Genomic DNA, 22644 nt, shown 5'->3' on the forward strand with positions numbered 1-22644 from the left:
GAGCTGGGCTTCGGCTCCGGGATGACCTGCTGGCGGCGTCTGGCCGCGTGGAACGATGCCGGCGTCTGGGACGAACTGCACTTGGTGCTGCTGAAGAAGCTGCGGGTCGCGAAGAAGCTGGACTGGTCGCGGGCGGTGATCGACTCCTCCCACGTCAGGGCCGCTCGCCGGGGCCCGAAAGCGGGCCCAGCCCGGTCGACCGAGCACGTCCGGGCAGCAGGCACCACCTCATCGTCGACGGCCAGGGCATCCCATTCGCCGTGATCGCCCGCCGTGGCGTCCCCCACGGCTCCGGCCTCGGCGTTTACCGGTGGGTCGTGGAGCGGACCATCGCATGGCTCCACGGCTTCCGCCGGCTACGGGTCCGCTGGGAACGACGCGACGACATCCACGAAGCCTTCCTCGGCCTCGCCACCTGCCTCATCACCCACCGACACGTCCGACACCTTTGTTAGGACCTTACTGAGCTGCCGGGGCTTTGTCGCCCGTTGCGGCGGTCGCCGGTGCGGTGATCTTGACCGGTTGCGTATCGACCGTGCTGTGTCCTTCGGCCCAGTTCTCCAGGATTGTGCGGCAGGCGTGGTCCAGGTGGTGCAGTCCGGTCAGGTCCAGTTCGACCGGTCGCTGGCGGGGCAGTGCCTCCAGGCTGTCGAGGAGCTTCGGCAGCCGCAGGAAGGTCGCGTAACCCGACAGATGCACCCGGACCGGCCCGGCGCCCTGGTCGACGATCTTCAGCTTGGTGTGCGAAGACTCCCAAGCACTCTTGATCACCGCCAGGGCCAAGCCGATGAGCACGCCCTCGAACATGTTCACCGCGACGATCGCCACGGCCGTGACCACGAGGATCAGCGCCTCGCTGCGGTGGCCTCGCCACAGTGCCGCGATCTGGCGGAACGGGATCAGTTTCCAGCCCGCGTGCACAAGGATGCCGGCCAGGGCGGGGATCGGAATCAGCGCCAGGGCGGACGGCAGCGCGGCGGCGAACAGCAGCAGCCACACACCATGCAGCACCCGTGACGCCTTGGTTTTCGCACCCGCGTTGACGTTGGCGGAGCTGCGTACGATCACCGCGGTCATCGGCAGGGCGCCGAGCAGGCCGCACACGGTATTGCCCGTGCCCTGGGCGATCATCTCCTGGTCGTAGCGGGTGCGCGGGCCGTCGTGCAGCCGGTCCACGGCCGCCGCACTGAACAGGCTCTCCGCGGAGGCGATCAGCGCGAACGCGATGATGGTGCCCCAGATGGCGGGGCCGGCCAGCTCGCCGAAGGCATCGAAGCCGGGCGGCTGGAGGACGCCGAGCAGCCCCTCCACCTGGACGGTGGCGGCCGGCAGGCCGAAGGCGAGAGTGGCGGTGGTGGCGAGCAGCACCGCCACGAGGGCGCCGGGCACCGCCTGCGCCTTCTTCGGCACCTGCTTCCACAGCACGACCACGGCGATGGTGCCCGCGCCGATCGCGAGCGAGGCCAGTGCCTGGCTGTTGCCCAGGGCGTCGACCAGGGCCTTCGGGAGCCCTGCGAGTTTGCCGACCCCGGAGCCCGGAGCGGTCAGGCCCGCCGCCGCGTAGAGCTGGCCGGCGATGATCACCAGGCCGATGCCGCAGAGCATGCCCTCGACGACGGAAACGGAGATCGCCCGAAACCAGCGGCCTACCTTGAAGATGCCCATGGCGAGTTGGAGCAGCCCGGCGACCAGCACGATCACGCCCAGCGTGGACACCCCGAACTTGCTGACGGCCTCGAAGACCAGCACGGTCAGGCCCGCTGCGGGCCCGGACACCTGCAGGCTGCTGCCGGGCATGCATCCGGTGACCAGGCCGCCCACGATGCCGGTGACGAGCCCGAGCTCCGCCGGCACGCCGGAGGCGACCGCCACACCGACGCACAGCGGGACGGCGACCAGAAAGACGACGATGGATGCGGTGAAGTCCTGCCGCAGGTAGGGGTACTTCGACACCATGGCCTCCCGTCTTCTCAGAGCGTCTCGAAGGTGTCGGACTCGGCGCGGTGTGCGAGCACGGTTCCGGTGTGCACCTCGTAGTACCAGCCGTGCAGCGCAAGTTGCCCGGCCCTGAGGCGCCGTTGGATGCCCGGGTAGGAACGCAGCCGCTCAAGCTGCGTCCGCACGTGGTGGTGCACGGCCTCGGCGACCGTCGGGTCGGTCTTGTCGGAGCAGACGGGTTCGTCCGCGGCATGCGCGAGCCAGTTGCGCACGGCGGGCGCGGCGGACAGGTCTTCGTGGCGGACCACCGCACCGACCGCGCCGCAGTGGGAGTGGCCGCACACCACGATGTGCTGGACGCCGAGTACCTGCACGGCGTACTCGATCGTGGCCGCCTCACCGGTGGGGGCGGTGGAGGCGTACGCAGGGACGATGTTGCCCGCGGTGCGCAGTTCGAAGAGCTCGCCCGGCCCGGCGCCCGTGATCAGAGCCGGAACGACCCGGGAGTCGGAGCAGGTGATGAACAGCACCTCGGGCGACTGGCCCCCGGCCAACTTGGCGAACGCCTCGGGGCGCTGTCCGAACACGCGGGCGTTATCGATGAGAGATTTCATGGCGGTCGCTCCTCCTGGCCCCGCCGTGGGGCGTGTCGGGCTGACAGGACACAGAGGTGGGGGTTGCTCTGCTGGCGCGCAGCAATACGCTGTGGTGGGGTCGGCGAGTGGGGCTGGGGTCCGCTCGCGGTGCGGTCCTACGCGACATCGGGTCCGGCCGATCCGTACCGGTCCAAGACCCGGGGCCTGGTGAGCGGGCCGTCGAAAGCTCCGGGCGCCGGAGTCCCGGTAGCCGGCGGGCCTGTCGCGCGAGGCCATCCCGCAGGGCTTGTTGTCGGGCAGGGTGTTGGTCGTGGCGTGACAGGACGCGTGGGGAGGCGAAGGACACCGGGGGTACAACGAACGGGAGGGTGAGCAGGAGGTGCCGACATGCTCTGCTCGGTCCGGACCTTTCTGACTCGGGCCATACACCCCTCCAGGAAGTCCACTACCTCTTGCACACACCAACAGATGGTCAAGGCCCGGTAAAAATATGGTAGTCCGGCAAGGCTGCTTGCGAGGTTACCTTGATGTTTCCAGCCGACGGAGAACCTGCGAACCTGAAGTGGATGCAGCGTGAACCCGCTGGCTCGGTCGGGCAGTTGCGAGCATGGTGGCCCGGGCTGACCAGCCGTAACCGAGGTGCGACCGCTGCAACGAGCTGCACTGAGCAGCAGGCTCAGCATGTCGCTCCGGGCACCCTGGCCGGATACGGGAGACTCGGTGAGGGCTTTCACAAAGTCGGCGCCATGAGCCCGGACGGTGAGCATGCCCTTGGCTGGGCCGCGCGCCGTCCTGTGGCGGATGTATAAGAAGGTCCTGCTGGTGATGCTTGTGGTCGCCCGACGTACCCAAGGTCGGGCGACCGGAGTATGTTGCCTGCCGGCCTGGCCTGCTGTCGGTATTGAGATCCATTGAGGGATATCACCGGCGGTTCTACTCTGGTGAACGCCTGCACCAGCCCTGGCCGGTCGGTGCCGGCAGTCCGTTCGACCAGCGGTCAAGTCGACAGAGCGGGCCGCCGGATCCGCCTTCCAGCAGCGGACGCACGGATCCGGCCCGCCCGCCGCCCGTTGCCTCGGGGCTCCCGCGGCCTCAGCGACGGTCGGTGAGGCGCTCGTCCGGGGCCGGAGAGGAGCCGGTCCCGGACGTGGCAGCCGCGGCGGCACCCGCCCTGCCGTCCTTCCTCAGTACCCCGTAGTCCCGGCCTTGCACGGCCCGGGCCGGCGCTGCTGTGAAGAACCTGTTTCTCGTCCTCCTGGCCTTCTCCCGCCTGCTGTGGGGGAACGGGAGGGCGGAGGCAGTGGTGGAAAACGCCCGGGCCCTGCGCTGGTGTGCGGCGGCACAGGGATCGGCCGTGCGGCGGTCGCCATGGCGGGCACCGGCGTCTTCGGGCCGTGCCGCCGATTGCCGTGGCCACGGCGCGTGTACGGGTGCATGGTGTGCCGGGAGTCCGGCCGGCATCGAAGGGCATATGCCTACGTCCAGCCCCCGGAGGCCTTGTTGATGACCGCCGCCCTCGGCCCGGAACCGCACTTTGTGCAGCCCCGGCCTCAATTGCAGCCGCAGTTGCAGTAGGCAGGTTCGTCGTCGGGCCTCAAGCAGCCGTCCAGGGACACATCTGCTCAGATGTCCAGGGAACTCAGACCTCGACGGAGAACGTTGCGAGCCGCTTCGGTCGCCTCTGTATGTGCTTGCCTGGCTGCTTGGTAGTCCGGTGTCGGCACGGTCGCGCCGGAGGCAAGTACCTCGCGGATCTTTCGAAGCGAGATGTACGAGGCGTCGATCGCCGTCACACCTCCTGGGTTGCTGTGAGAATCAGCCGTTCCCGTGCCTCATCGCATCCCGACGCCTGGTATACCTGCCGAATTCTGGCTGCTCTCGCTTGCGGACTCGCAGGCTCTTCGTCGGCGGCCAACCGTATGGCGCCGGGCGGCCTCGACGCCGGCAAGGTGCTCTTCACCCCACGCCGTCAGGGTCTGAAAGACGGGCGTGAGAGTGCGGCCCAGGTCGCTGAGCGCGTACTCCACCCGTGGTGGGATGTCGGGGTGGTAGGTCCGCTCGATCAGCCCGTCGCGTCCAGGTCCGCATCGCTGTGAAGGCCGCCGGCGTCAACGCCTTGGACTGGAAGATCCGCAGGGGCTTCTTCTCCGAAGGCAAGCGCCTCCCCGGCCCGGCGGGCACGGGCATCGAGCTGGCCGGCATCATCGACTCCGTCGGCCACGGCGTATCGCAGTGGCAGGTGGGCCAGGCCGTCTTCGGCCGTTCGGCCACCGGTGGCGCGGCAGCAACCCACGACCTCGCCGGCGCGGACGAAATCTTCGCCAAGCCCGAGTGGCTGTCCTTCGAGCAGGCCGCCACCCTGCCGGTCGCGGTCGAGACCGCCTACCGCACCCTGCGCGAACTGGGCGTGCGCGAAGGCCAGACTCTGTTGGTGCACGCCGCCGCCGGCGGCGTCGGCCTGATCGCCACCCAGCTCGCCCGCGCCTGGGGGGTGACCGTCATCGGCACCGCCAGTGAAACCAACCACGCCATCCTCCGCGAGATCGGCGCAGCCCCCGTCACCCATGGCGAGGGCCTGACCGACCGCGTTCGCACCACAGCCCCCCAGGGCATCGACGCCGTCCTCGACGCGTCCGGCCGCGGCGTCCTGCCCGACTCGATCGCCCTGACCGGCGTCCCGGAGAAGGTCCTGACCATCGCCGATCCCACCGCCGCGGAACAGGGCGTCCGCTTCTCCGGCCGGCCCGGCCCCGCAGCCCCCGCCCTGGAAGCCGTCCTGCCCCTCATCGAACAGGACAAGATCCACATGCCCATCGCCTCCGTCTACCCGCTCCAGAAGGCCGCCGAGGCCCACCGGCACAGCGAGAACGGACACCTCCAGGGCAAAATCGTCCTCAGCGTCGAACCGTGACCGGGAGACCGGCCCACGATCCTCATAGCCGTTTTCGAAGCGTGGCGCCCGCCGGACAAGTACTGGCGGGCGAACTCCTTGTTCTCCCCACGTACGAGCCGGTCACGCGCGCGATGCACCCGTCGGCCAGCAGTGCTCCCAGGCCCCGGCCATCGATCCCGCAGTTGTGGACACGATCTTCAGAGCGGTGGCGCCCTGAGCGTGCAGTGCCTGGATCAGCACCTCCGGTACGCCGCTGAGGCCGAAGCCGCCGACCGCCGGCGACGCGCCGTCCCGGGCGTCGGTGACCGCCGCGGCGGCGCTCGCGCAGACCGTCGCCATGGGCGCTCGCAGTGTCCTTTTCAGGGTTGCCGAAGCACGTCGGAAACGGATGTGGCGCCACCGTGGGCGGTATAGCCGCCATTGACGGGAATCCCGGCGCCGGTGATGAACGACGCCGCGTCCGACAGGAGGAACACCACGAGGGGCGTGATCTCGTTGACGGTGCCAGTGCGGCAGAGCGGCGTCTCGCGTATCTGCGCCTCGCGGAAGGCGGAGGCGGCCGAGGCGGTCATCGCGGTTTCGCCGAAACCGGGGTGGACGGTGTTGACACGGATGCCGCGTCGGCCGAGTTCCGCGCAGGCCGTCTTCGACAATCCCCGCAGGGCCCATTTGGAGGCGGTGGACGCGACCGGGTAGTGCCTCGTGAGGGCCGCGGAGAGCCGACGTTCACGACCGACGAGCCCGGTCGCGTCAGGGGTGAGGTACTGGATGCCAAGGAGCGGCCGGTGACGACCACGGCCAATCCGGCAAGCCGCGTCACGGCCGGGCCCGCGAACGCTTGCGGGCGGCGGGCACCGGGGCGGGGTCCGCCCCGGCGGCCACGGTGTTGGACACGGTGCCGATGCCTTCGATGGTGAGGGTGACGGTGTCGCCGGGCTTCAGCGGCGGTGGCGACTGTTCGCCTCGTACGCCCCAGAGTTCGGCGAGGCAGCCGCCGTTGCCGCAGGTGCCGGAGCCCAGGACGTCGCCGGGCATGACGTACGTGCCGCGCGAGGCGTAGGCGACCATCTCCTCGAAGGTCCAGCTCATGTTGGACAGCAGGTCCTGGCCGACGACCTCACCGTTGACCTCGGCGGTCAGCGCCAGGCGCAGGAAGCCGTCGGCGTCGCGGTAGGGCTCCAGTTCGTCGGCGGTGACGAGTACGGGGCCGAGTGTGGTGACGGTGTCCTTGCCCTTGCAGGGGCCCAGGCCGACCTTCGTCTCGGCGGACTGCAGGTCGCGGGCCGACCAGTCGTTGAAGATCGTGTAGCCGATGATGTGGTCGCGGGCCTGCTCGGGGGTGAGGTCGCGACCTTCGCGGCCGATGACGGCAGCCACTTCCAGTTCGAAGTCGAGGACTGAGGAACCCGGGGGCATCGGCACATCGTCGTGGGGGCCGGCAATGGCGTAGGGATTGGTGAAGTAGAAGGTGGGGGCCTCGTACCACTGGTCCGGCACGCCGGTGATGTTGTCGACGGAGCGGCATACGCCTTCGACGTGTTCCTCGAAGGTGACGAAGTCCCGCACGGTCGGCGGTCGCAGCGGCGGCAGCAGCGTCACGTCCCTCAGCCGCGGCCCGGCGGGTACGTCGAGGGTGGCGGCGCCCGCCTCGCGGAGCCTGCCGGTGCGGAGCAGGCCGAGGAGTGAGTCGTGGCCGGGAACGGGATACAGACGACCGTCGTCCTCGACGACGCCCAGACGCCGACGGCCGAGATGTCCATAACTGGCGAAGCGCATGGGAGGGCTCCAGGGGTGGAAGGCCGGGGGCGCGACAGGCAGTCAGGGCATAGGCAAAGGTGCCGCGCCTCCGGGTCTCGGGGACGGTCAGACCGGCGGGGCGGTGAAAACGCCGCGGTCGACGTCGTTGAAGGACTCCTTGGCCACCAGTTCGTTCATGGCATTGGCGGTGCCCCACTGGTCGGTGACTTCCGGCTTCGAGAAGTCGTAGACGTGCGGGTGCCAGGTGTCCTCGTCGAGCTCTTCGAGCTCGGTGGTGTACTCGACGGTGTTGCCGTGCGGGTCGAGGAAGTAGGTGAAGGTGTTGTCGCCGGCCAGGTGCCGGCCGGGCCCCCAGATCTTGTGGAATCCGGCACGCATGACACGGCCGGAGCCGCGCATGTATTCGTCCAGGCCGCGCATTTCGAAGGAGACGTGGTGGAGCGAGGTGTGCGGGCCCTGGGCGATGGCCATGGAGTGGTGCTGGTTGCTGATCCGCATGAAGTGCATGACCTCGCCCATGTGCGGGGAGCTGAGGGTGTCGCTCAGCGCGAAGCCGAGGAACTGCTCGTACCAGGCCCTGGTGCGGTTCAGGTCCGGGGAGTTGAGCACGACGTGGGAGAGGCGGACCGGGATGGCCTCCTTCTCCTCGATCCGGCGGTGGTGCCGGGCCTCGACATCGGCGGAGACCTCGATGGTGCGGCCGTCCACGTCGAAGAAGCGGAAGCCGTAACCGCCGCCCGGGGTGTCGACGCGTCCCGGCCGGGAGATCATCTGGACGCCGCCGGCGAGGAGCCGTTCGGCGAGGGTGTCGACGGCGGCCGCGTCGGCGGCGCCGTACGAAACCAGGTCGAGGCGCTTCTCGTCGGCCTTGCGCAGTCGTACGACGTACTGCTCCGGGGAGCCTTCGGCGGCGAGGAAGGAGATGCCGGAGTCCTCGGCGACCTCGGTCAGTCCCCAGACCCCCGCGTAGAAGTCGAGCTGCTTGTCGTAGTCGGGCACGGCGAGGTCGACGTGCCGCAGATGGGTGAGCAGACGCATGTCAGTCCTTCCGGAGGAGGAGAGCCGTCGCGTTGGCTCCGCGTACGGCGTGGAAGTCGGCATCGGGCAGTCCGGCGGCGCGCAGGGCGGCCACCGGGTCGTCGGTACCCATGTCGAAGGGGAAGTCGGAGCCGAGCAGGACACGGTCCGGCCCGGCGGCGCGGATCAGTTCCCGCAGGACGGCCGGGTCGTGCACCAGTGAGTCGAACCAAAGGCGCTTCAGATAGCTGCTCGGCTCCCGCGCGCAGCCGCGGGCGTCGGGGCGGGCCCGCCAGGCGTGGTCGGAGCGGCCGATGTGGGTGGGGAGGTAGCCGCCCCCGTGTGCGGCTACCAGCTTCAGTCCGGGGTGCCGGTCGAGGACGCCGGAGAAGATCAGGTGGGAGAGGGCGACGGCGTTCTCGGTGGGCTGGCCGACGGTGTTGGACAGGTACCAGCGGTCGAGGCGCCCGTCGAAGGTGCAGCCGAAGGGGTGCAGGAAGAGCACCGCTCCGGTGTCGGCGGCGCGGGCCCACAGCGGTTCGTACGCCGGATGGGACAGTTCCCCTGGCTGCGCCGGGGAGGCCCCTACCCGGCCGGGCGCGTGCGAGGAGATCTCGACGCCCAGCAGGCCCTGCTCCAGGGCGTGGTCGAGGGCTTCGACGGCGAGCTCAGGGTGCTGGAGGGGTGCCAGACCCAGTCCGTACAGGCGGTCGGGGGCCCCGGCGCAGTGGGCGGCGGTGCCGGTGTTCGCCAGCTCGTAGAGCGTGCGGGCGAGTTCCTCGTCGGCCCAGTAGTGGTAGTGGGACGGCGACGGGGACACCATCTGGATGTCGACGCCCGCCGCGTCCATGGCGGTGAGTCGCTCGTCGACGTACGTCAGCAGCGGGAGACGGTCGCGGACCATCGGGCCGTTGACGGCCAGTGCCTCGGGCCCGTTGCGGCGGGCGTCGAGCTTGCGGGCCTCGGCCAGCGCGGGGTGCCCGGCCACGGCCTCTTCCACCTGTGGAAGCAGGAGGTGGGCGTGGACGTCCACCGTGGGGACGCTCGTCGTCGGAGCGTTCATGGGAGTTCCTTCAGTGCGTCGAGGGTGCGGCCCATCAGTCCGGGTACGTCCGCGGCGCGGGCCCCGTCGAGCTGCCACTGGCCGATCTGCACGGAGGCGTCGACGACCATCCGCACGCGCGGCATGCGGCGGTCGCGGTAGGCGGTGAGCGTGCTCTCCGGAGAGGCACCCCAGACGTCGTCGGGGCTGAGCAGTTCGGCGAGCACAGACACGTCCTCCAGCGACATGGCGGCGCCCTGGGCGAGGGTGGGCGGGCAGACATGGGCGGCGTCACCCACGAGCACGACACGGCCGCGATGCCAGGCACCTTCGACCAGATGCCGATCGAACCAGGTGTAGTTGACCTGCGCCGGGTCGGTGATGAACGCCCGGATCTCATCCCAGTGGCCGCCGTAGCCTTCGGCAAGACGGCGCATCTCGTCGGCGTACGACGTCGGGTCGATGGATGCCCGGTCGCGGTTCGCCTCGACGAGGTAGGCATAGACGGTGGTGTCGCTGGTCGGGCAGAACCCGGCGATGTAGGCCGGACCGCCATACGCGAGGTGGGTACGGACGACGCTCGCCGGGCGCGGCGCGGGAGCGCGCCAGATCGCCATGCCGGTCGGGGCGGGTTTGTCGGTGACACCGATGAGCTCGCGCGTGCGGGAGTTCAGACCGTCGGCGGCCACCACCAGGTCGTACCGGCCGGCCGTGCCGTCCGTGAAGGACACGTCGACACCCGCGGCATCCTGCGTCAGCGTGTCGATGGTGCAGCCGAGCCGGACCCGGGTGCCCGATGCCCGTACGGCCTCGATGAGGATCCTCTGCAACGCCGGGCGCCGCATCCCGACCGTGGCCGGGAGGCCGTCGCCTCCGGTGCGCGCGTCCTCCTGCGTGAAGACCTCGGTGCCGTCGGGGGCGACGATGGTGACACCGTCGCTGCTGAAACCGTGGGCGCTCACCTGCTCCAGGACGCCGACCTCACGCAGGACGCGCAGGGCGTTGCCCTGAAGGGTGATGCCGGAGCCTGTCGTGACGTTCCAGTCGGCCTTGGCCTCGACGAGGTCGACGGCGACACCGGCTCTGCGGAGCAGGACGGCGAGTGCGCTGCCTGCGGTGCCTCCGCCGACTACCAGGACGGTACGGGTGTGGGTCATGTTCGGGGTTCCTCCCGTGTGAGGGGGCCGCGGGTCCTCGGGCGGCGACTGGAGGCCGGCTCAGTGCTGTCAAGGACCAGGTGCGGTACGGCTGTCCGGGACGCGCCGCACCTGGCACGTTTCGGGCTACTTCACGGCGATCGGGTTGACCGGGGAGCCGACGGCTCCGGTGATGGGCAGGGGCGCGGCGGTGAGCCAGAACTCGTACGCCCCGTCGTCCGCGCAGTCCTCGGCGAGCGCGTCCGGGTCCCACATCTCGCCGATGAGCAGGCCGATGTGGGGGATGGCGACCTGGTGCAGCGGCTGGAAGGCGTGGTCGAACTCGCCTGGCCGGACCTCGAAGCCCCAGGTGTCGGTGGCGATCGCGGCGATTTCGCTGCCGTGCAGCCAGCCCGCGGTGGTGAACGAGAGGCCGGGCGCCGGTCCTCCCGCGTAGTCACCCCACCCGTCGCGCCTGGTGCGGGCGAGCTGGCCGGTGCGTACGACGACGATGTCGCCGCGGCCGACGGTGACGCCGTGCGCCGCGGCCGTGGCGGTGAGGTGCTCCTCGGTGATGGCGAAGCCGTCGGGCAGTTCGCCGTTCTCGCCGATGACCCGGCCGACGTCGAGGAGTACGCCGCGCCCGGCGACGTGCGGGGCCATGTGCTCGATGCCGGTGACCCGGTCGCCGTCGGATGTGACGGTCTCGGCAGCGTCCCGGTCGTTCCACGCCTGGCCGTGGTCGAAGATGTGCCCGAGCCCGTCCCACTGGGTGGAGCACTGCAGGGGCATGGCGATCACGTCGTCGGCGCCGCCGATGCCGTGCGGGAAGCCCTGGTTGCCCAGGGCCGCGTCGGTTCCGGTGTCCAGCATGGTGTGGACCGGGTTGGTACGCCTGCGCCAGCCCTTCTGCGGGCCGTTCATGTCGAAGCTCTGCGAAAGAGAGAAGCTCACACCCCTGCGTACGAGCGCAGCGCCCTCGCGCCGCTTGGCGGCATCCAGGAAGTTGAGCGTGCCGAGCACGTCGTCCGCGCCCCAACGCCCCCAGTTCGAGCACGCCTTGGCGGCCTCGGCTATCGCGCCCTCTGGATCCGAATGGTCGAGGTTCATGCCTGCTCCGCGATACAGCGCGTGCGCTGGGCGCCGAGCGCGGTGATCGAGCCTTCCATGACGTCACCGTCGCGCAGCAGCCGGCCCCAGTGCATGCCGTTGCCGGCCGGGCTGCCCGTCAGCACCAGGTCGCCGGGCAGGAGTCGAGCCGTCTGGGAGGCGTACGAAATCAGGCGCGCGACATCGAAGATCATGTCCTTGGTGGACTCGTCCTGCATGGTCTCGCCGTTCAGCTTCAGCGTGACCTGGAGGTCGGACGGGTCGGCGAGGAACTCGGCCGGGACCAGGTAGGGGCCGAGCGGGGTGAAGCCGGGCGCGTTCTTGGAACGCAGCCAGTCGGTGCCGATGGCGGGCATGTCCCGGCGGAAGACGCAGGCGCGGTCGGTCAGGTCGTTGGCGATGGTGTAACCCGCCACGTACGACAGGGCCTCCTCGACCGGCACCCGGTGGGCCGGCTTGCCGATGACCACGGCCAGCTCCAGTTCCCAGTCCGGCTTCTCACACCAGTCGGGCAGGACCACGTCGTCGTACGGACCGGTGATCGCGCTGGGCAGCCCGGTGAACACGTACGGCAGGTCCTCCGCGGCACGCCGGTCCATGATCTCCGCGATCTCCGCCCGTGCCTCGCCCTCCGTGCGCGGGTCGTCGGGCGAACGGTGCGCCAACTCCAGATCGATGACGTGCTGCCGGTAGTTGGCGCCGGACTGGAAGACCTGGCGCGGCTCGACCGGAGCGTGCACGTTCAACTCGTCCAGCGGTCGCCGGCCCCCTGCCCGGAAGGCGGCGAGATCACGCAGACGCGGCAGCAGGGTGTCCCAGCGCTCCAAGAGCGTGACTACGGTCAGGTCCGGGTCATCCAGCGCCGCGCGCAGGTCGAGCACCTCACCCTCGGGCGCCACCAGGCCCGGGTAGGCAGGGATGCCGGATCCACGGACGGAGAACGTGCCGAGGGCGAAAGGCCCGGAGAAGAGGGCGGAAGATGCTGCGGGTTTCACGACGTTGTCCTCCCGATTGCGATGGGAACTAATCTGGCCCGAGCACCACGGATAAGGGAAATCGATTCTCTGGATGCCTTCCATCCATGCGGCGAATGAAGCTGCTGCCATCGCACCCGAGGAAGCACCATGAACCTGGCCAGCCTGGACCTCAACCTCGTCATTGCCCTGAGAGCCCTCCTCGAGGAGCGCAGCGTCACGCGCGCCGGGCAGCGCATCGGGCTGAGCCAGCCCGCCATGAGCGCCGCCCTGGCCCGGCTGCGCCGTCACTTCGACGACGACCTGCTCTCCCGCGTCGGCAACCGGTACGAACTGACCGCCCTGGGGCAGGTTCTCCTCGACCGCACCGCCACCGCCTGCGATCTGCTGGAACGCGTCTTCACCAGTCAGGCCGACTTCGATCCGGCCCAGGAAACCCACACGTTCACCCTCATCGCCTCCGACTACGCCGTGGCGGTCTTCGGCGCCGAGCTGGCCCGCACGGTCCACGCCGAGGCCCCGGGCATCCGGCTGCGCTTCCAGCAGACGTCCACGGACGTCACCGAGAACACCGGGACGCTGCTGAGCACAGCCGACGGGCTGCTCATGCCGCACGGCGTCATCAGTGGCTTCCCCACGGTCGAGCTGTACCGCGACCGCTGGGTCTTCCTCGTCTCCGACGACCATCCCGACGTGGGCGAACGCCTCACGCTCGACGACCTGCGCCGCCTGCCGTGGGTGACCTACCAGCGCACCTACGACGCGCCCGCGGCCCGGCAGCTCGGCATGCTGGGCATCGAACCCAGGACGGAGGTTTCCGTCGACAGCTTCCAGGCGCTGCCCTGGCTCGTCGCCGGAACCCGCCGCATCGCCCTCATCCAGGAACTCCTCGCCGACCGGCTGCGTGGCATGGCTCCCGTACGCGTCATGGAGTGCCCCTACGAAGCCGTACCCGTCCAGGAGGCCCTGTGGTGGCATCCCGTGCACACGCACGACGCCGCCCACATCTGGCTCCGCGAGACGGCCGGGCGGATCACCGTCCCCGCGTCCTCGCCCCCGGCTCACCCACGGCCCCAATGAGGTCCATCCGAGATATCGATGGAACAGGGGCTGGTGCTGAATTACTCTTTCACTCGGTATATGACCCGGTGGCGGGGTGGTTTGGCTGCTCGGGGCGGGGGTGCTGGTCGGTGGTGTTACGGGCGCGGCCGAGCCGTGACGAGAACGAGGAACAGTTCGTGCATCGGCTGGCGCGAGCGCGCAAGGCGCCTCGTGATCTGGTGGTACGGGCACGGATGGTTGAGCTGGTTCGGACAGCGAGTGCCTGCCATCGCGGACGAGTTGAGGCGCAGTCCCAAGACGGTTCGCCGGTGGCTGCACCGCTTCAACCGTCTGGGCCTGGACGGGCTGGAAGACCTGGGTGGCCAGGGCCGCAGGAGACGGATCTGCGAGGCGGAACGCTCCCGGATCACCGGCCTGGTCCAAGAGTCTGCACCGGGCCGGCTGACGGTGCAGGCGGGCGGCGACCGTGCCGCGGCGGACGAGGCCGGGCCACTGAAGTGGACCCTCGACGCGCTGTCCGCTGAAGCACGGCATCTGAGTCCCGGTCGGCCAGCAGCGCGTACAGGAGGCGTCGGAGCCGGCCACCCTTGCCCGGTACCGGCAGCACAACGTGCATCCCGCGCCCCCGGTTCATCCGACGCGTCGGGGCCGCCGGAGTATGTATGTCAGAGTCCTCCGGCGGCCCGTGACACGTCGACTGAGAGCCCACGTATCGCCGTCAGGATCAGACCGGTGCGAGCCCGGCGGCGGGCTCCCGGTGCAACGCACCCGAAAGCCCACGGCAACTGACGGCCTCACCATGACATTTCCCCTGCAATCCGCCCGGTCGGCCACGCTGTGTGCCAGCCGGGTGTTCGCTGCCCGCCCACGCGTTCGTGCGGCAGGGGCCCGATGACCGCTCCCGCCGACGGTCTTGGCCGTGCGCTGCCGTCCGGGCGGATGTCCCCGCGGCAGCAGCCGTTCCGGCAGGCGAACCCAGGTCTGCTTCTCGCACTTGCGCCGTGGCGAGAGCGAGGCGACCCGCAACGCGGAACAGAAGGTGCAGGCCACCTTCGGCCGCGGCGGCTGGCGCACCGACGAGGAGATCGCTCACCGGTTCGGCACCCGAGAACTGCTCGAATCTGGGCTGGTGAACTGCCCACTGTGGCGTCCGGCACCCGCACCGGCCGACGAGGACGCCACAGCCGGCGTGGACGGGGCCCGGACTGACGGTGTGGGACCAGATGATCTCCTGCGCACTGGCCCGAAAGCCGTAACCAACGATCGCTTTGGGCCCCGGCCCGTACCGAGTGCCTACCGCGCGACGACGAGAGCCAGCAGCCCGCCGCACATGGCCATGGGACCGGCGAATGCGATGCCCCTGCGGCTGACGGCAGCGGAAATACTGCGGCCGTCCCATCTGGCGAGAACCGCTGGGCACGGCTACCCCACGGAACGCGGCGGCCTCGATGCCGTCGCACTCCTGCCCGCGCACCTGGGTGCTGGGCGAAGCTCGACGCGGACCCAGGTGCCCCTCGCGGCCCCCAGACGCCCACGCTGTGCCGCTTACGCACCACTGGGCGCGGGAAGCACGTACCACTGAAGCTCCGCCTTCTAGGTGACGGGACTTCAACGTGTACCGAGATGGCACAGTGGAACGCAACCTCTAGAACCCAACCGCAGATCACACGTCTGCCCGTTACTGACACAGAATGCAGTGCCCCTCTGTCGAGGAGCACGACGAACAAGGACAACAGCATTGCCCCACACCTGGAAGGGAAAGGACGATGCGCCCCATGAAGTACACCGTCTCCATCGAGGTTGCCCTGCCACGGGAGAAAGTGGTCCAACTGCTCGCCGACCCGGCGCACCTGCCGAAATGGCTGCGGGGCCTGGTGCTGCACGAGCCGCTGAGCGGTGAGCACGGGCAGCTCGGCACCAAGTCGCGGGTTGTGCTGCAGGTGGGCCAGCGGAAGGTCGAGTGCACCGAGACCATTACACGCCGGGAACCGGCAGACCTGCACGAGATCCCGAAAACGAGCGTCGTTCACTATGACCGTGAGATCGTCGGCGAGCGCATGTGGAGCGCCGCACGCGAGCGACTGACCGATGCCGGCCCGCAAACGACGCTCTGGGAGAGCGAGAACGAATACCGATTCGGCAGCTTGACGATGAGACTGGTGGGACTTCTGATGCCCGGCGCCTTCCGCAAGCAGTCGCTACAGCACATGCAGGATTTCAAGGCTTTTGCCGAGCAGGGAAAGGACGTCCGCGAAGAGACGAGCTGAACTGCTGTAACTGGTCACGCGTCTGACGGAGTGGCGTGTCGATATTTCATTCGTTCATGGAAGCCCCGCCACCGACCTCGCGCCCTGCTCGTCCTCTCCAGCCTCGAGCTCGCACGCTGACGGACGATCGAGGGCGCAGACTGCCGCCCGCGACCAGTACGAGCATTCTCGCCAACGATCACACCGTCCCGATGGCCTGCGCCTTCAAGATGGCGGGGTTTCACTGAACGTCTCCAGTCGCATACGGCTCTTTCGTGTACCGGTACCGGCCAGGCCGCAGTGACTACGCGGGGCCGCCGACGTGCACGTCGTACCAGCAGTGTGATCAGAGGGAGGCCGGTCGGTGACGACCCGATTCGCCGTGTCCGGCGCCGGCTCCTGGGGCTCGGCGTTCGCCGTGGTCCTGGCCGACGCGGGATGCGAGGTCTCCCTCTGGGGGTGACGCTTCGAGCTGGTCAACGCCATAACACCACCGGCCAACCCGGAGTACTTCCCAGGCGTCGAACTCCCGACGGGGATCACGGCGACGACCGATCCGGCGAAGGCCGCGTCGGGCGCCGACTTCGTGGTGCCCGTGCCCCCTTGCCAGACGCTGCGCGCCAACCTCAGCGCCTGGGCGCCTGCGCGATACTGTCATCATGGCCGTCACTCGGCAGCTTGCCCGCATATCGGGGGAGTATCTCGCCTCCTGCCGCCAGGCAGCCGACGCATCGGCGGACGGAGATCCCCTCTGGGATCCACCGTCGGCGGACGTCCTCGACCTGGACTGGGCCCCGTTCCTGCTCGTACGGGTCTGTGAGCTGGGAGGTCTCGATGACGTCCATCGCAATGCTCTCCGACAGGCTCTCGACGGTGACACCGCCATCGACCTCGCCTTCCTTAACACGCATCCGCATGCCATTGGACCCTTCGGGCCAGACCCCACGGTCCTCTCCGCGGCTCAAGTGGCCCGCGCCGCGGAACTGCTCGGGCAGATCGACTTTCCGGCTCTCCTGGCCGCCTTGCCCGCAGACGAGGCAGAGGCCGCCTCCTTGATCGGCAACGGCGCGGACAAAATCGTCGGCGGCCCCAAGAAGTACCTGCTGGAGCACTTCAACGCCATGCGCGAGTTCTACCGTGGTGCATCCCAACGGCAGCTTCTCGTCGTGCTCTGGTGGGACTGACGCCGACGGCACCGGCTCGCCGCTGTTCAGGCCCGCGGGTCATGGTGCGCGGCGGGGTAGGCCAGTGGTGAGGGACAGGGCGTGTGCGCGGACGGCCAGCGTGCTCACCGTACAGACGTGGCAGTGAGCTTCCTGCCGCCTGTAACCGCCCGGGGACCGGGTGACCGTGGCGGGGTATTCCGATTCCCGGGCGAGCAGCGACAGTCATGTCGCTCGGCCCCGCGCGTGAGCGGGGCCGAGCCCGTCGCTTCAGCGAACGGGCCTGCATCTGCTCACCCGTACCGTATGTGCCGGCTCACAGGCCGACGCGCAACACCCCGTCGCCGGGGCGGTCGACCTCCTGTGCCGTGGGGGCCAGGCTGCGGTCCGCCCTCCTAAGGGCTGGCCAGCGGGTCATGAGCGGAGCCAGAGTCGAATGGCGGCCACGGTCACGGTGCCGTAGAAGCCGTACGCCCGCTTGTCGAAGCGGGTTGCCACGGCAGGGAAGCCCTTGAGCGCATTGACCGTTCGCTCGACTTCATCGCGGCGTTCGTAGACCGCCTTGTCGAATCCTACGGGCCGACCGCCCGCACTACCGCGGCGTCGGCGGTTGGCCCGCTGGTCCTTGCGCTCAGGAATCGTGCGCTTGACCTGACGACGCCGCAGATACCGGCTGTTCCGGCGGGACGAGTACGCTTTGTCGCCGCCCAGGTGATCGGGGCGCGTTTGCGTCTGACCGCCAGCCGGACGTGGAACACGGATGCGTTCGAGGACCGGAATCAACTGCTGAGCATTGCCCCACTGGCCTGGTGTAATGACGAACGCGAGCGGACGGCGGCCGCCCTCACCAGCCACATGGATCTTGCAAGTCAGCCCACCGCGCGAGCGGCCCAGAGCTTCATCCGGATCGTGTTGAACGGGTTGGCTACGTCGTTCAGGGATACACGGTGCGGCGGTACGGGCGCCTGTGGCGTGCTGATGGGCACGACTGGAGGCCGAGTCGACGCTCACCCTGCTCCAGTCGATCCGGTCTTCAGCGTCGGCATCGGCCTGGACGGCTCGCAGGGTTCCTTTCCACGTCCCGTGGGCTGACCATCTGCGATGCCTGTCGTGCACTGTCTTCCACTTCCCGGACCGTGCTGGCAGATCACGGCAGGGGACACTGGTCCGCTGCCGGAAGAGAATGCCGTTGATCACCTTGCGATGACTCCTCCAGCGCCCTCCTCGTCCGACGTGCTTCGGCAAGTGCGGCTCCAGCCGAGCCCACTCCTGATCCGATAGCGCCCCGCCCCATACCAGCCGGAACGATGCAAGCGTTGGACTGGTCCCACGACTCATCGGACAGTGATCCTTTTCCAACCTCAGTTTGAGCATGCCAGGTGCAGGGTGAGGACGGCCTGGACGAGGCTGGTGATACGGCTGGTAGAGCATCGCCGTTTGCGCATGAGCCGCCAGGTTTTGAGGGTGGCCATGGCCTGTTCGACGCCTGCGCGGATCTTCGCGTGTGAGCAGTTGACGGCCCGCTGGCCAGGGGAGAGAGTCTTCCAGCGCCCCCAGCAGGGAACTCGCACGGTGCCGCCGGCGCCCCGGTAGTCCTTGTCGGCCCAGCATTCCACCCCAGCTCCCGCCAGGGCGCCGATGATGCCGTGGGTTCGCGCGGCCTTGATGTCGTGGACGGATCCCGGCAGCGCGGGCGACGCCCACAGTAACCGTCCCGCCGGATCGGCGATCACCTGCACGTTCATGCCGTGCTTCTTGTGTTTCCCGGAGTAGAAGGGTCGGTCGGCGGCGATCCGGTCGGTCGACAGCAGCGTGCCGTCCAGGATCACGAACGCCTTGCCGGAGGCTGTCCTCACCGCCTCGGTGAGGGTTGGAGCCAGAGCGGCCAGGATGTCGACGGCCTCGGCGATGTACCGGTAGGCGTTGGTGGTGCCCACGCCGAATCCGGCGGCGAGCCGGGCGTTGGGGGTACCCCGGCCGGAGGCTGGGGGGTATGGCCGCATCGCAGATGAGCCAGCACGAGCAGCGCCTGCCGTCCGGCGGCCAGCCGGCGCCATCGTGTCCCTTGCGCAAGACGACGTGCGGTCGGCTCGCGGGCGAGGAAGCGCAGAGCGGAGGTGGACAGATCGACCCCGGCTGGGTAGACGAGCATGCGGAAGCTCCTGGCAGGATGGCTTGGACTCGACACCCACCCGTCTACCAGGAGCTTTTCTGCGCCCGGACTCCGTCCTCACCCCAGTGGCGCCGCTCCGCACGCAGGTTGAGGAAACCTCGGTGGGTGCTGGCGTGAGGGAGCGCGCGCGGAAGTGCTCGGCGCCGAGCACGAGCGCGGGACGGTGGTCGAAGCGACACCGGTCCCCTTCGTGCCCGCGTCGTGTCCGGCTACCTGCGAGCCGGGAGCGAGCTGGATTCGGTCGAGCTCGCGGCTCAGGGCCGAATCGGACTCCCTTTTGGTGTGCTCATCTGTGCTCAGCGAGGAGCGGTATCGGCCGGGGGCCCTGCTCCCAGGAGCGCGAGGAGCCCGGGGAATCTCTTCTCGATGTCCGCGCGTCGTAGTCGGATGCCCTTGCGGTTGCCGTAGTCGATCTCGTCAATGAGACCTGCCTCGCGCAGGACCCGGAAGTGGTGGGTCTGGGTCTGCTTCGAGATCGGAAGATCGAACGAGTTGCAGCCCCGCTCGCTGTCGCTGCGGTCGGTGGCCAACTCCGTCATCACCGAACGACGGTGCTCGTCGGCGAGGGCACGGAACACCGCACCCAGATCGAGCGCATCGGCCTCCGGGCCGTCCAGGTTCCTCCCGGCCACGCGGCACCTCCTTCAAGTACGACTTGCATCGTACCTGAAGGGCGTGCTTCCCTGAGGTACGAAATTGATCGTACCTTGGTCCGGTTGCGCCGCCCCGTGCCGCCACTCCCTCAGCCCCGGCCCGGCACTCGCCGGGGACCTGGTCATCGACATTCCGAGAGGTCATCGTCATGAAGAAGCCCGAGGTGCTGATAGTCGGTGCCGGAATCGCAGGGCCCGCACTCGCATACTGGCTCTCCCGGAATGGATACCGGCCGACGGTCGTCGAACACGCCCGGCAACTGCGCTCCGGTGGTAGCGCGATCGTCGTGAAGGGGCCCGCGATCCCGGTCGCCGAGCGCATGGGCATCCTCCCGCAGCTCCGCGAGCTCGCCACCCGCAATCGGTCGCTGACCCTGCTCGACCCCGGCGGCAGGCGAATCCTGCAACTCCCGCTCACCTCGGACAAGGCGCCGACGGCCGAGGTGACCCGAGCCGACCTGTCCGAGGTGCTCCACCGGTCGGCGCAGACCGAGGCCGAGTTCTTGTTCGACGACACGGTCACCGCTCTCGACCAGGATGAAGGCGGGGTGGACGTCACCTTCCGGCGGTCCACGCCACGGCGCTTCGACTTGGTAGTCGGTGCCGACGGAATGCACTCCACCGTACGGCGCCTGGTATTCGGCCCCGAGCGGCAGTTCGCGAGCGACCTGGGCCTGTACGGCGCGACCGTCCCGCTGGAACCCGACGCCATCGAGGACCCGAGTGAGATGACGATGCTGACCGTGCCGAACCGGATGCTGGTCCTCCACCCCTCGCGGACCACCCCGCTCGCGATCTTCACCTTCCGGGCCGCACAGCCGGCGCCCCACGACCGCAAGAACATCGCCCTTCACAAGCAGACCGTGGCCGACGCCTACGCCGGCGTGCGGTGGCGGGCACCGGAACTCGTGGCAGCCTTCCTCGACCACCCGGCTCCGTTCTTCGACCCCCTGGCCACCCTCCGGATGCCCTCGTGGTCCCGCGGACGGGTCGTCCTGCTCGGGGACGCGGCGGCGGCGACGGCCCTGCTGGGTGACGGGTCCAGCATGGCGATGGCGGGCGCGTACGCCCTCGCAGAAGAGCTCGCCGCCCATCCCGGTGATCACGCCCGCGCCTTCGCCGCCTACGAGTCGCGGCTCCGCCGTGAGATAGGCCCGCGGCAGCGACGCGTCGGCCTGCTCTCCAGGCTCATGGTGCCCCGCACCCGGCCGGGCCTCGCGGTGCGCAACACGGTGGGCCGCGCGGTCGGTCGCACGAACCGGATCGCCTCCCGCGAAGCCGCGAACCGGTAGACCGGGTCCGCACCGACCGGTCACCGGTCGATGCGCAGCTCCGCGGTAGCTCTCAGCCGGGCCGGCGCCGCCATGTCCGACGAGCCCGGCCCGGAGTGGCAGGTCATCGCCGATGCGGCCGGTCGACTGCTGTGGGCCTCACCCACCGTTCCCGGCGCTCGCCACGACATGGGGACTGCCGGCGACTACACCCCGCGACGCGGAAAAGAAGTGCTGGGCGGACAAGGCGTATCAAGGCGGCGACGGCATCACCCCGGTGCCCTTCCACAGCCTGCATCTCAAGCTGCGGCAACGTCGGCACAACAGCACCCACGCCAGGATCCGCCGCCTCGGCGAGCAAGCCATGACCACCCTGAAGGACTGGCGCCTCCCGCGGAAACTCCGCTGTAGCACCAACCGGGTCACCGCCACCATGAAGACCCTCCCCGCCCCTCGTCACGCCTCAACCTGAGGTCGGAAAAAGCTCACTGCCGTGACCGTCGTGGTCTGCCCGGAAGACGGGATGGCCGCGCTCAACGACCACGTTCGCACAGCCATGGAGGAGGTGCCCGGAATTTCCCTCCGTGCCAGGGAGGCCGAATTCTGGGCACACACATCGGTAGCGTATGCACGTGCCGACTTCCCGGACCGCGACCTTAACCGCGCGCTGCGGGCGCTGCGGCCCCCACGCGTGGATGTCACGATCGACCGCGTCCACCTCGTCAACCAGTACCAGCACCCTGACCGCGGCTACTACACCTGGGACGTCGTCGAAGAGGTCCCGCTCGGCTGAGTGCCGCGGGTGTCCTTCGCCTGTGAGCCGCCGCGGATGGCGACCCGGGCGGCAACGTCAGCGGCGTACCCCATCCAGTCCCCGCCCTTCGCGCGCTGCCAGGCGACAGCCATGTACCGCTCGACGGGGCGGACCGATGCTCTGAAGGAAAACGCCTTGGTTCTGTCTCTCCGATCACGATGGGAGAGACGGACCGTCGACGTGGCGTCTCCTTAGACGATGTCTTGGTTGGTGAACTGGGTGATGTGTATGGGCCCCTAAAGGTCCTGGTCGGGTGCCGTGATCCTGAGGTCGACACGCATGACGTGGCGCAATCTCCACAAGGGGTCCCATAGCTGGTCCATGCTCTCCCAGGCGGCTTCCAGGTTCTCTCCCTGCTGGGTAGCGCCTCCATCGAGTCGCATCAGCAGGCCATAGAGATCGCCAAGATGACGGTTTGCCGTGCTGGCCGCCTCCGCCACGGTGTCGGGCAGCACCATCTGGGCCTCGGCGTGACGCAGGCGGTGCTCACGGCGTGCCCGGTCCAGGTCTGACCGCAGCTCCTCGGGCACCTCACCTCGTTCCAAGGCGTGAAGGACCTTCGTCATCACGTTGGCCAGGTCGCGAGTACCCGCGCTGAGAGTGGCATAGCACGTGCGCCGTGCCTCGAGCTGGGCCTGGCGCGTGGCGTACTCGCGTTCATCTTGTTGGAGTTGCCTGTTGTGTTCCAGCTCGCGGACCCTGGCACGGTCGGCACCGCGCTGTGTGATCACGGCGGCTGCGAGCGTGCCGCCAATGCCCAGAACCGCGATCGCGATCTGGCTGATTGAGCTGTTCAAC

General features: G+C 69.1%; 19 protein-coding genes and 5 pseudogenes. 9 read left to right on the forward strand and 15 right to left on the reverse strand.

What is annotated here, in order from left to right:
* A pseudogene (locus ACH4EB_RS21440) lies at positions 1-455 on the forward strand (transposase); the annotation flags it as partial.
* A 4-nt stretch (positions 456-459) separates the two neighbouring features.
* On the opposite strand, the gene ACH4EB_RS21445 reads toward ACH4EB_RS21440, so the two are convergent.
* From ACH4EB_RS21445 to ACH4EB_RS21455, 3 genes are all read right to left on the reverse strand, one after another.
* Positions 460-1956: a SulP family inorganic anion transporter gene (locus tag ACH4EB_RS21445; RefSeq protein ID WP_398349141.1), complete on the reverse strand. Its 1497-nt coding sequence runs from the start codon at positions 1954-1956 to the stop codon at positions 460-462.
* A gap of 14 nt (positions 1957-1970) precedes the next feature.
* Positions 1971-2552: a carbonic anhydrase gene (locus tag ACH4EB_RS21450; RefSeq protein WP_398349142.1), complete on the reverse strand. Its 582-nt coding sequence runs from the start codon at positions 2550-2552 to the stop codon at positions 1971-1973.
* 1814 nt (positions 2553-4366) lie between these two features.
* Complete coding sequence (locus ACH4EB_RS21455) at positions 4367-4600, reverse strand: winged helix-turn-helix transcriptional regulator (RefSeq protein WP_398349383.1); 234 nt, start codon at positions 4598-4600, stop codon at positions 4367-4369.
* Between ACH4EB_RS21455 and ACH4EB_RS21460 the strand changes: the two genes are divergently transcribed.
* Entirely contained in the window at positions 4567-5445 is an 879-nt protein-coding gene (locus ACH4EB_RS21460) for an NADP-dependent oxidoreductase (protein WP_398349143.1), read from the forward strand. The genes ACH4EB_RS21455 and ACH4EB_RS21460 overlap by 34 nt on opposite strands.
* Before the next feature lie 50 nt (positions 5446-5495).
* Here ACH4EB_RS21460 and ACH4EB_RS21465 read toward each other — a convergent pair.
* From ACH4EB_RS21465 to ACH4EB_RS21500, 8 genes and pseudogenes are all read right to left on the reverse strand, one after another.
* Positions 5496-5766: pseudogene (locus ACH4EB_RS21465) on the reverse strand (CoA-transferase); the annotation flags it as partial.
* A 20-nt stretch (positions 5767-5786) separates the two neighbouring features.
* A pseudogene (locus ACH4EB_RS21470) lies at positions 5787-6209 on the reverse strand (SDR family NAD(P)-dependent oxidoreductase); the annotation flags it as partial.
* 34 nt (positions 6210-6243) lie between these two features.
* Positions 6244-7203 carry a fumarylacetoacetate hydrolase family protein gene (locus ACH4EB_RS21475; RefSeq protein WP_398349144.1) on the reverse strand — a complete coding sequence of 320 codons (960 nt, stop codon included), beginning with the start codon at positions 7201-7203 and terminating at the stop codon, positions 6244-6246.
* Between the two features lie 87 nt (positions 7204-7290).
* A complete protein-coding gene (locus ACH4EB_RS21480; RefSeq protein ID WP_398349145.1) occupies positions 7291-8223 on the reverse strand; it encodes a VOC family protein in 933 nt (310 codons plus the stop codon).
* 1 nt (position 8224) lies between these two features.
* Positions 8225-9265: an amidohydrolase family protein gene (locus ACH4EB_RS21485; RefSeq protein ID WP_398349146.1), complete on the reverse strand. Its 1041-nt coding sequence runs from the start codon at positions 9263-9265 to the stop codon at positions 8225-8227.
* Positions 9262-10401: an FAD-dependent oxidoreductase gene (locus ACH4EB_RS21490; RefSeq protein ID WP_398349147.1), complete on the reverse strand. Its 1140-nt coding sequence runs from the start codon at positions 10399-10401 to the stop codon at positions 9262-9264. The genes ACH4EB_RS21485 and ACH4EB_RS21490 overlap by 4 nt, the downstream gene beginning before the upstream one ends.
* Before the next feature lie 126 nt (positions 10402-10527).
* Positions 10528-11490, reverse strand: a complete 963-nt coding sequence (locus ACH4EB_RS21495; RefSeq protein WP_398349148.1) for a cyclase family protein — start codon at positions 11488-11490, stop codon at positions 10528-10530.
* Positions 11487-12485 (reverse strand): fumarylacetoacetate hydrolase family protein, encoded by a 999-nt coding sequence (locus ACH4EB_RS21500; RefSeq protein WP_398349149.1) that lies wholly within the window; start codon positions 12483-12485, stop codon positions 11487-11489. Before ACH4EB_RS21500 ends, ACH4EB_RS21495 begins: the two co-directional genes overlap by 4 nt.
* Before the next feature lie 129 nt (positions 12486-12614).
* On the opposite strand from ACH4EB_RS21500, the gene ACH4EB_RS21505 reads away from it, so the two are divergent.
* The 5 genes and pseudogenes from ACH4EB_RS21505 to ACH4EB_RS21525 all read left to right on the forward strand — a co-directional run bounded on the left by ACH4EB_RS21505 (position 12615) and on the right by ACH4EB_RS21525 (position 16956).
* Positions 12615-13544, forward strand: coding sequence for a LysR family transcriptional regulator (locus ACH4EB_RS21505; protein ID WP_398349150.1), 930 nt, complete (start codon positions 12615-12617; stop codon positions 13542-13544).
* 60 nt (positions 13545-13604) lie between these two features.
* Positions 13605-14315, forward strand: coding sequence for a helix-turn-helix domain-containing protein (locus tag ACH4EB_RS21510; RefSeq protein ID WP_398349384.1), 711 nt, complete (start codon positions 13605-13607; stop codon positions 14313-14315).
* 986 nt (positions 14316-15301) lie between these two features.
* Positions 15302-15793, forward strand: a complete 492-nt coding sequence (locus tag ACH4EB_RS21515; RefSeq protein WP_398349151.1) for an SRPBCC family protein — start codon at positions 15302-15304, stop codon at positions 15791-15793.
* Between the two features lie 343 nt (positions 15794-16136).
* Positions 16137-16415 (forward strand): annotated as a pseudogene (locus ACH4EB_RS21520) (glycerol-3-phosphate dehydrogenase); the annotation flags it as partial.
* A gap of 16 nt (positions 16416-16431) precedes the next feature.
* Positions 16432-16956, forward strand: coding sequence for a DUF1877 family protein (locus ACH4EB_RS21525; RefSeq protein WP_398349152.1), 525 nt, complete (start codon positions 16432-16434; stop codon positions 16954-16956).
* Between the two features lie 393 nt (positions 16957-17349).
* Here ACH4EB_RS21525 and ACH4EB_RS21530 read toward each other — a convergent pair whose 3' ends face one another.
* The 3 genes and pseudogenes from ACH4EB_RS21530 to ACH4EB_RS21540 all read right to left on the reverse strand — a co-directional run bounded on the left by ACH4EB_RS21530 (position 17350) and on the right by ACH4EB_RS21540 (position 19740).
* Entirely contained in the window at positions 17350-18273 is a 924-nt protein-coding gene (locus ACH4EB_RS21530) for an IS5 family transposase (protein WP_398349153.1), read from the reverse strand.
* Positions 18274-18296: 23 nt separating this feature from the next.
* Positions 18297-19087: pseudogene (locus ACH4EB_RS21535) on the reverse strand (transposase family protein).
* A 317-nt stretch (positions 19088-19404) separates the two neighbouring features.
* Positions 19405-19740, reverse strand: coding sequence for a helix-turn-helix transcriptional regulator (locus ACH4EB_RS21540; RefSeq protein WP_030023269.1), 336 nt, complete (start codon positions 19738-19740; stop codon positions 19405-19407).
* A 170-nt stretch (positions 19741-19910) separates the two neighbouring features.
* Here ACH4EB_RS21540 and ACH4EB_RS21545 point away from each other — a divergent pair, with 170 nt between their 5' ends.
* The gene (locus ACH4EB_RS21545; protein WP_398349154.1) at positions 19911-21053 is read left to right on the forward strand and encodes an FAD-dependent monooxygenase; all 1143 of its coding nucleotides are present in this window, start codon (positions 19911-19913) and stop codon (positions 21051-21053) included.
* Positions 21054-21525: 472 nt separating this feature from the next.
* Positions 21526-21825, forward strand: a complete 300-nt coding sequence (locus ACH4EB_RS21550; RefSeq protein ID WP_398349155.1) for a hypothetical protein — start codon at positions 21526-21528, stop codon at positions 21823-21825.
* A gap of 257 nt (positions 21826-22082) precedes the next feature.
* On the opposite strand, the gene ACH4EB_RS21555 is transcribed toward ACH4EB_RS21550, so the two are convergent.
* Positions 22083-22643 (reverse strand): hypothetical protein, encoded by a 561-nt coding sequence (locus ACH4EB_RS21555; RefSeq protein WP_398349156.1) that lies wholly within the window; start codon positions 22641-22643, stop codon positions 22083-22085.
* Between the last annotated feature and the right edge of the window lies 1 nt (position 22644).

The sequence above is a fragment of the Streptomyces sp. NPDC018045 genome (genome assembly GCF_044327445.1).
GTDB lineage: Bacteria > Actinomycetota > Actinomycetes > Streptomycetales > Streptomycetaceae > Streptomyces.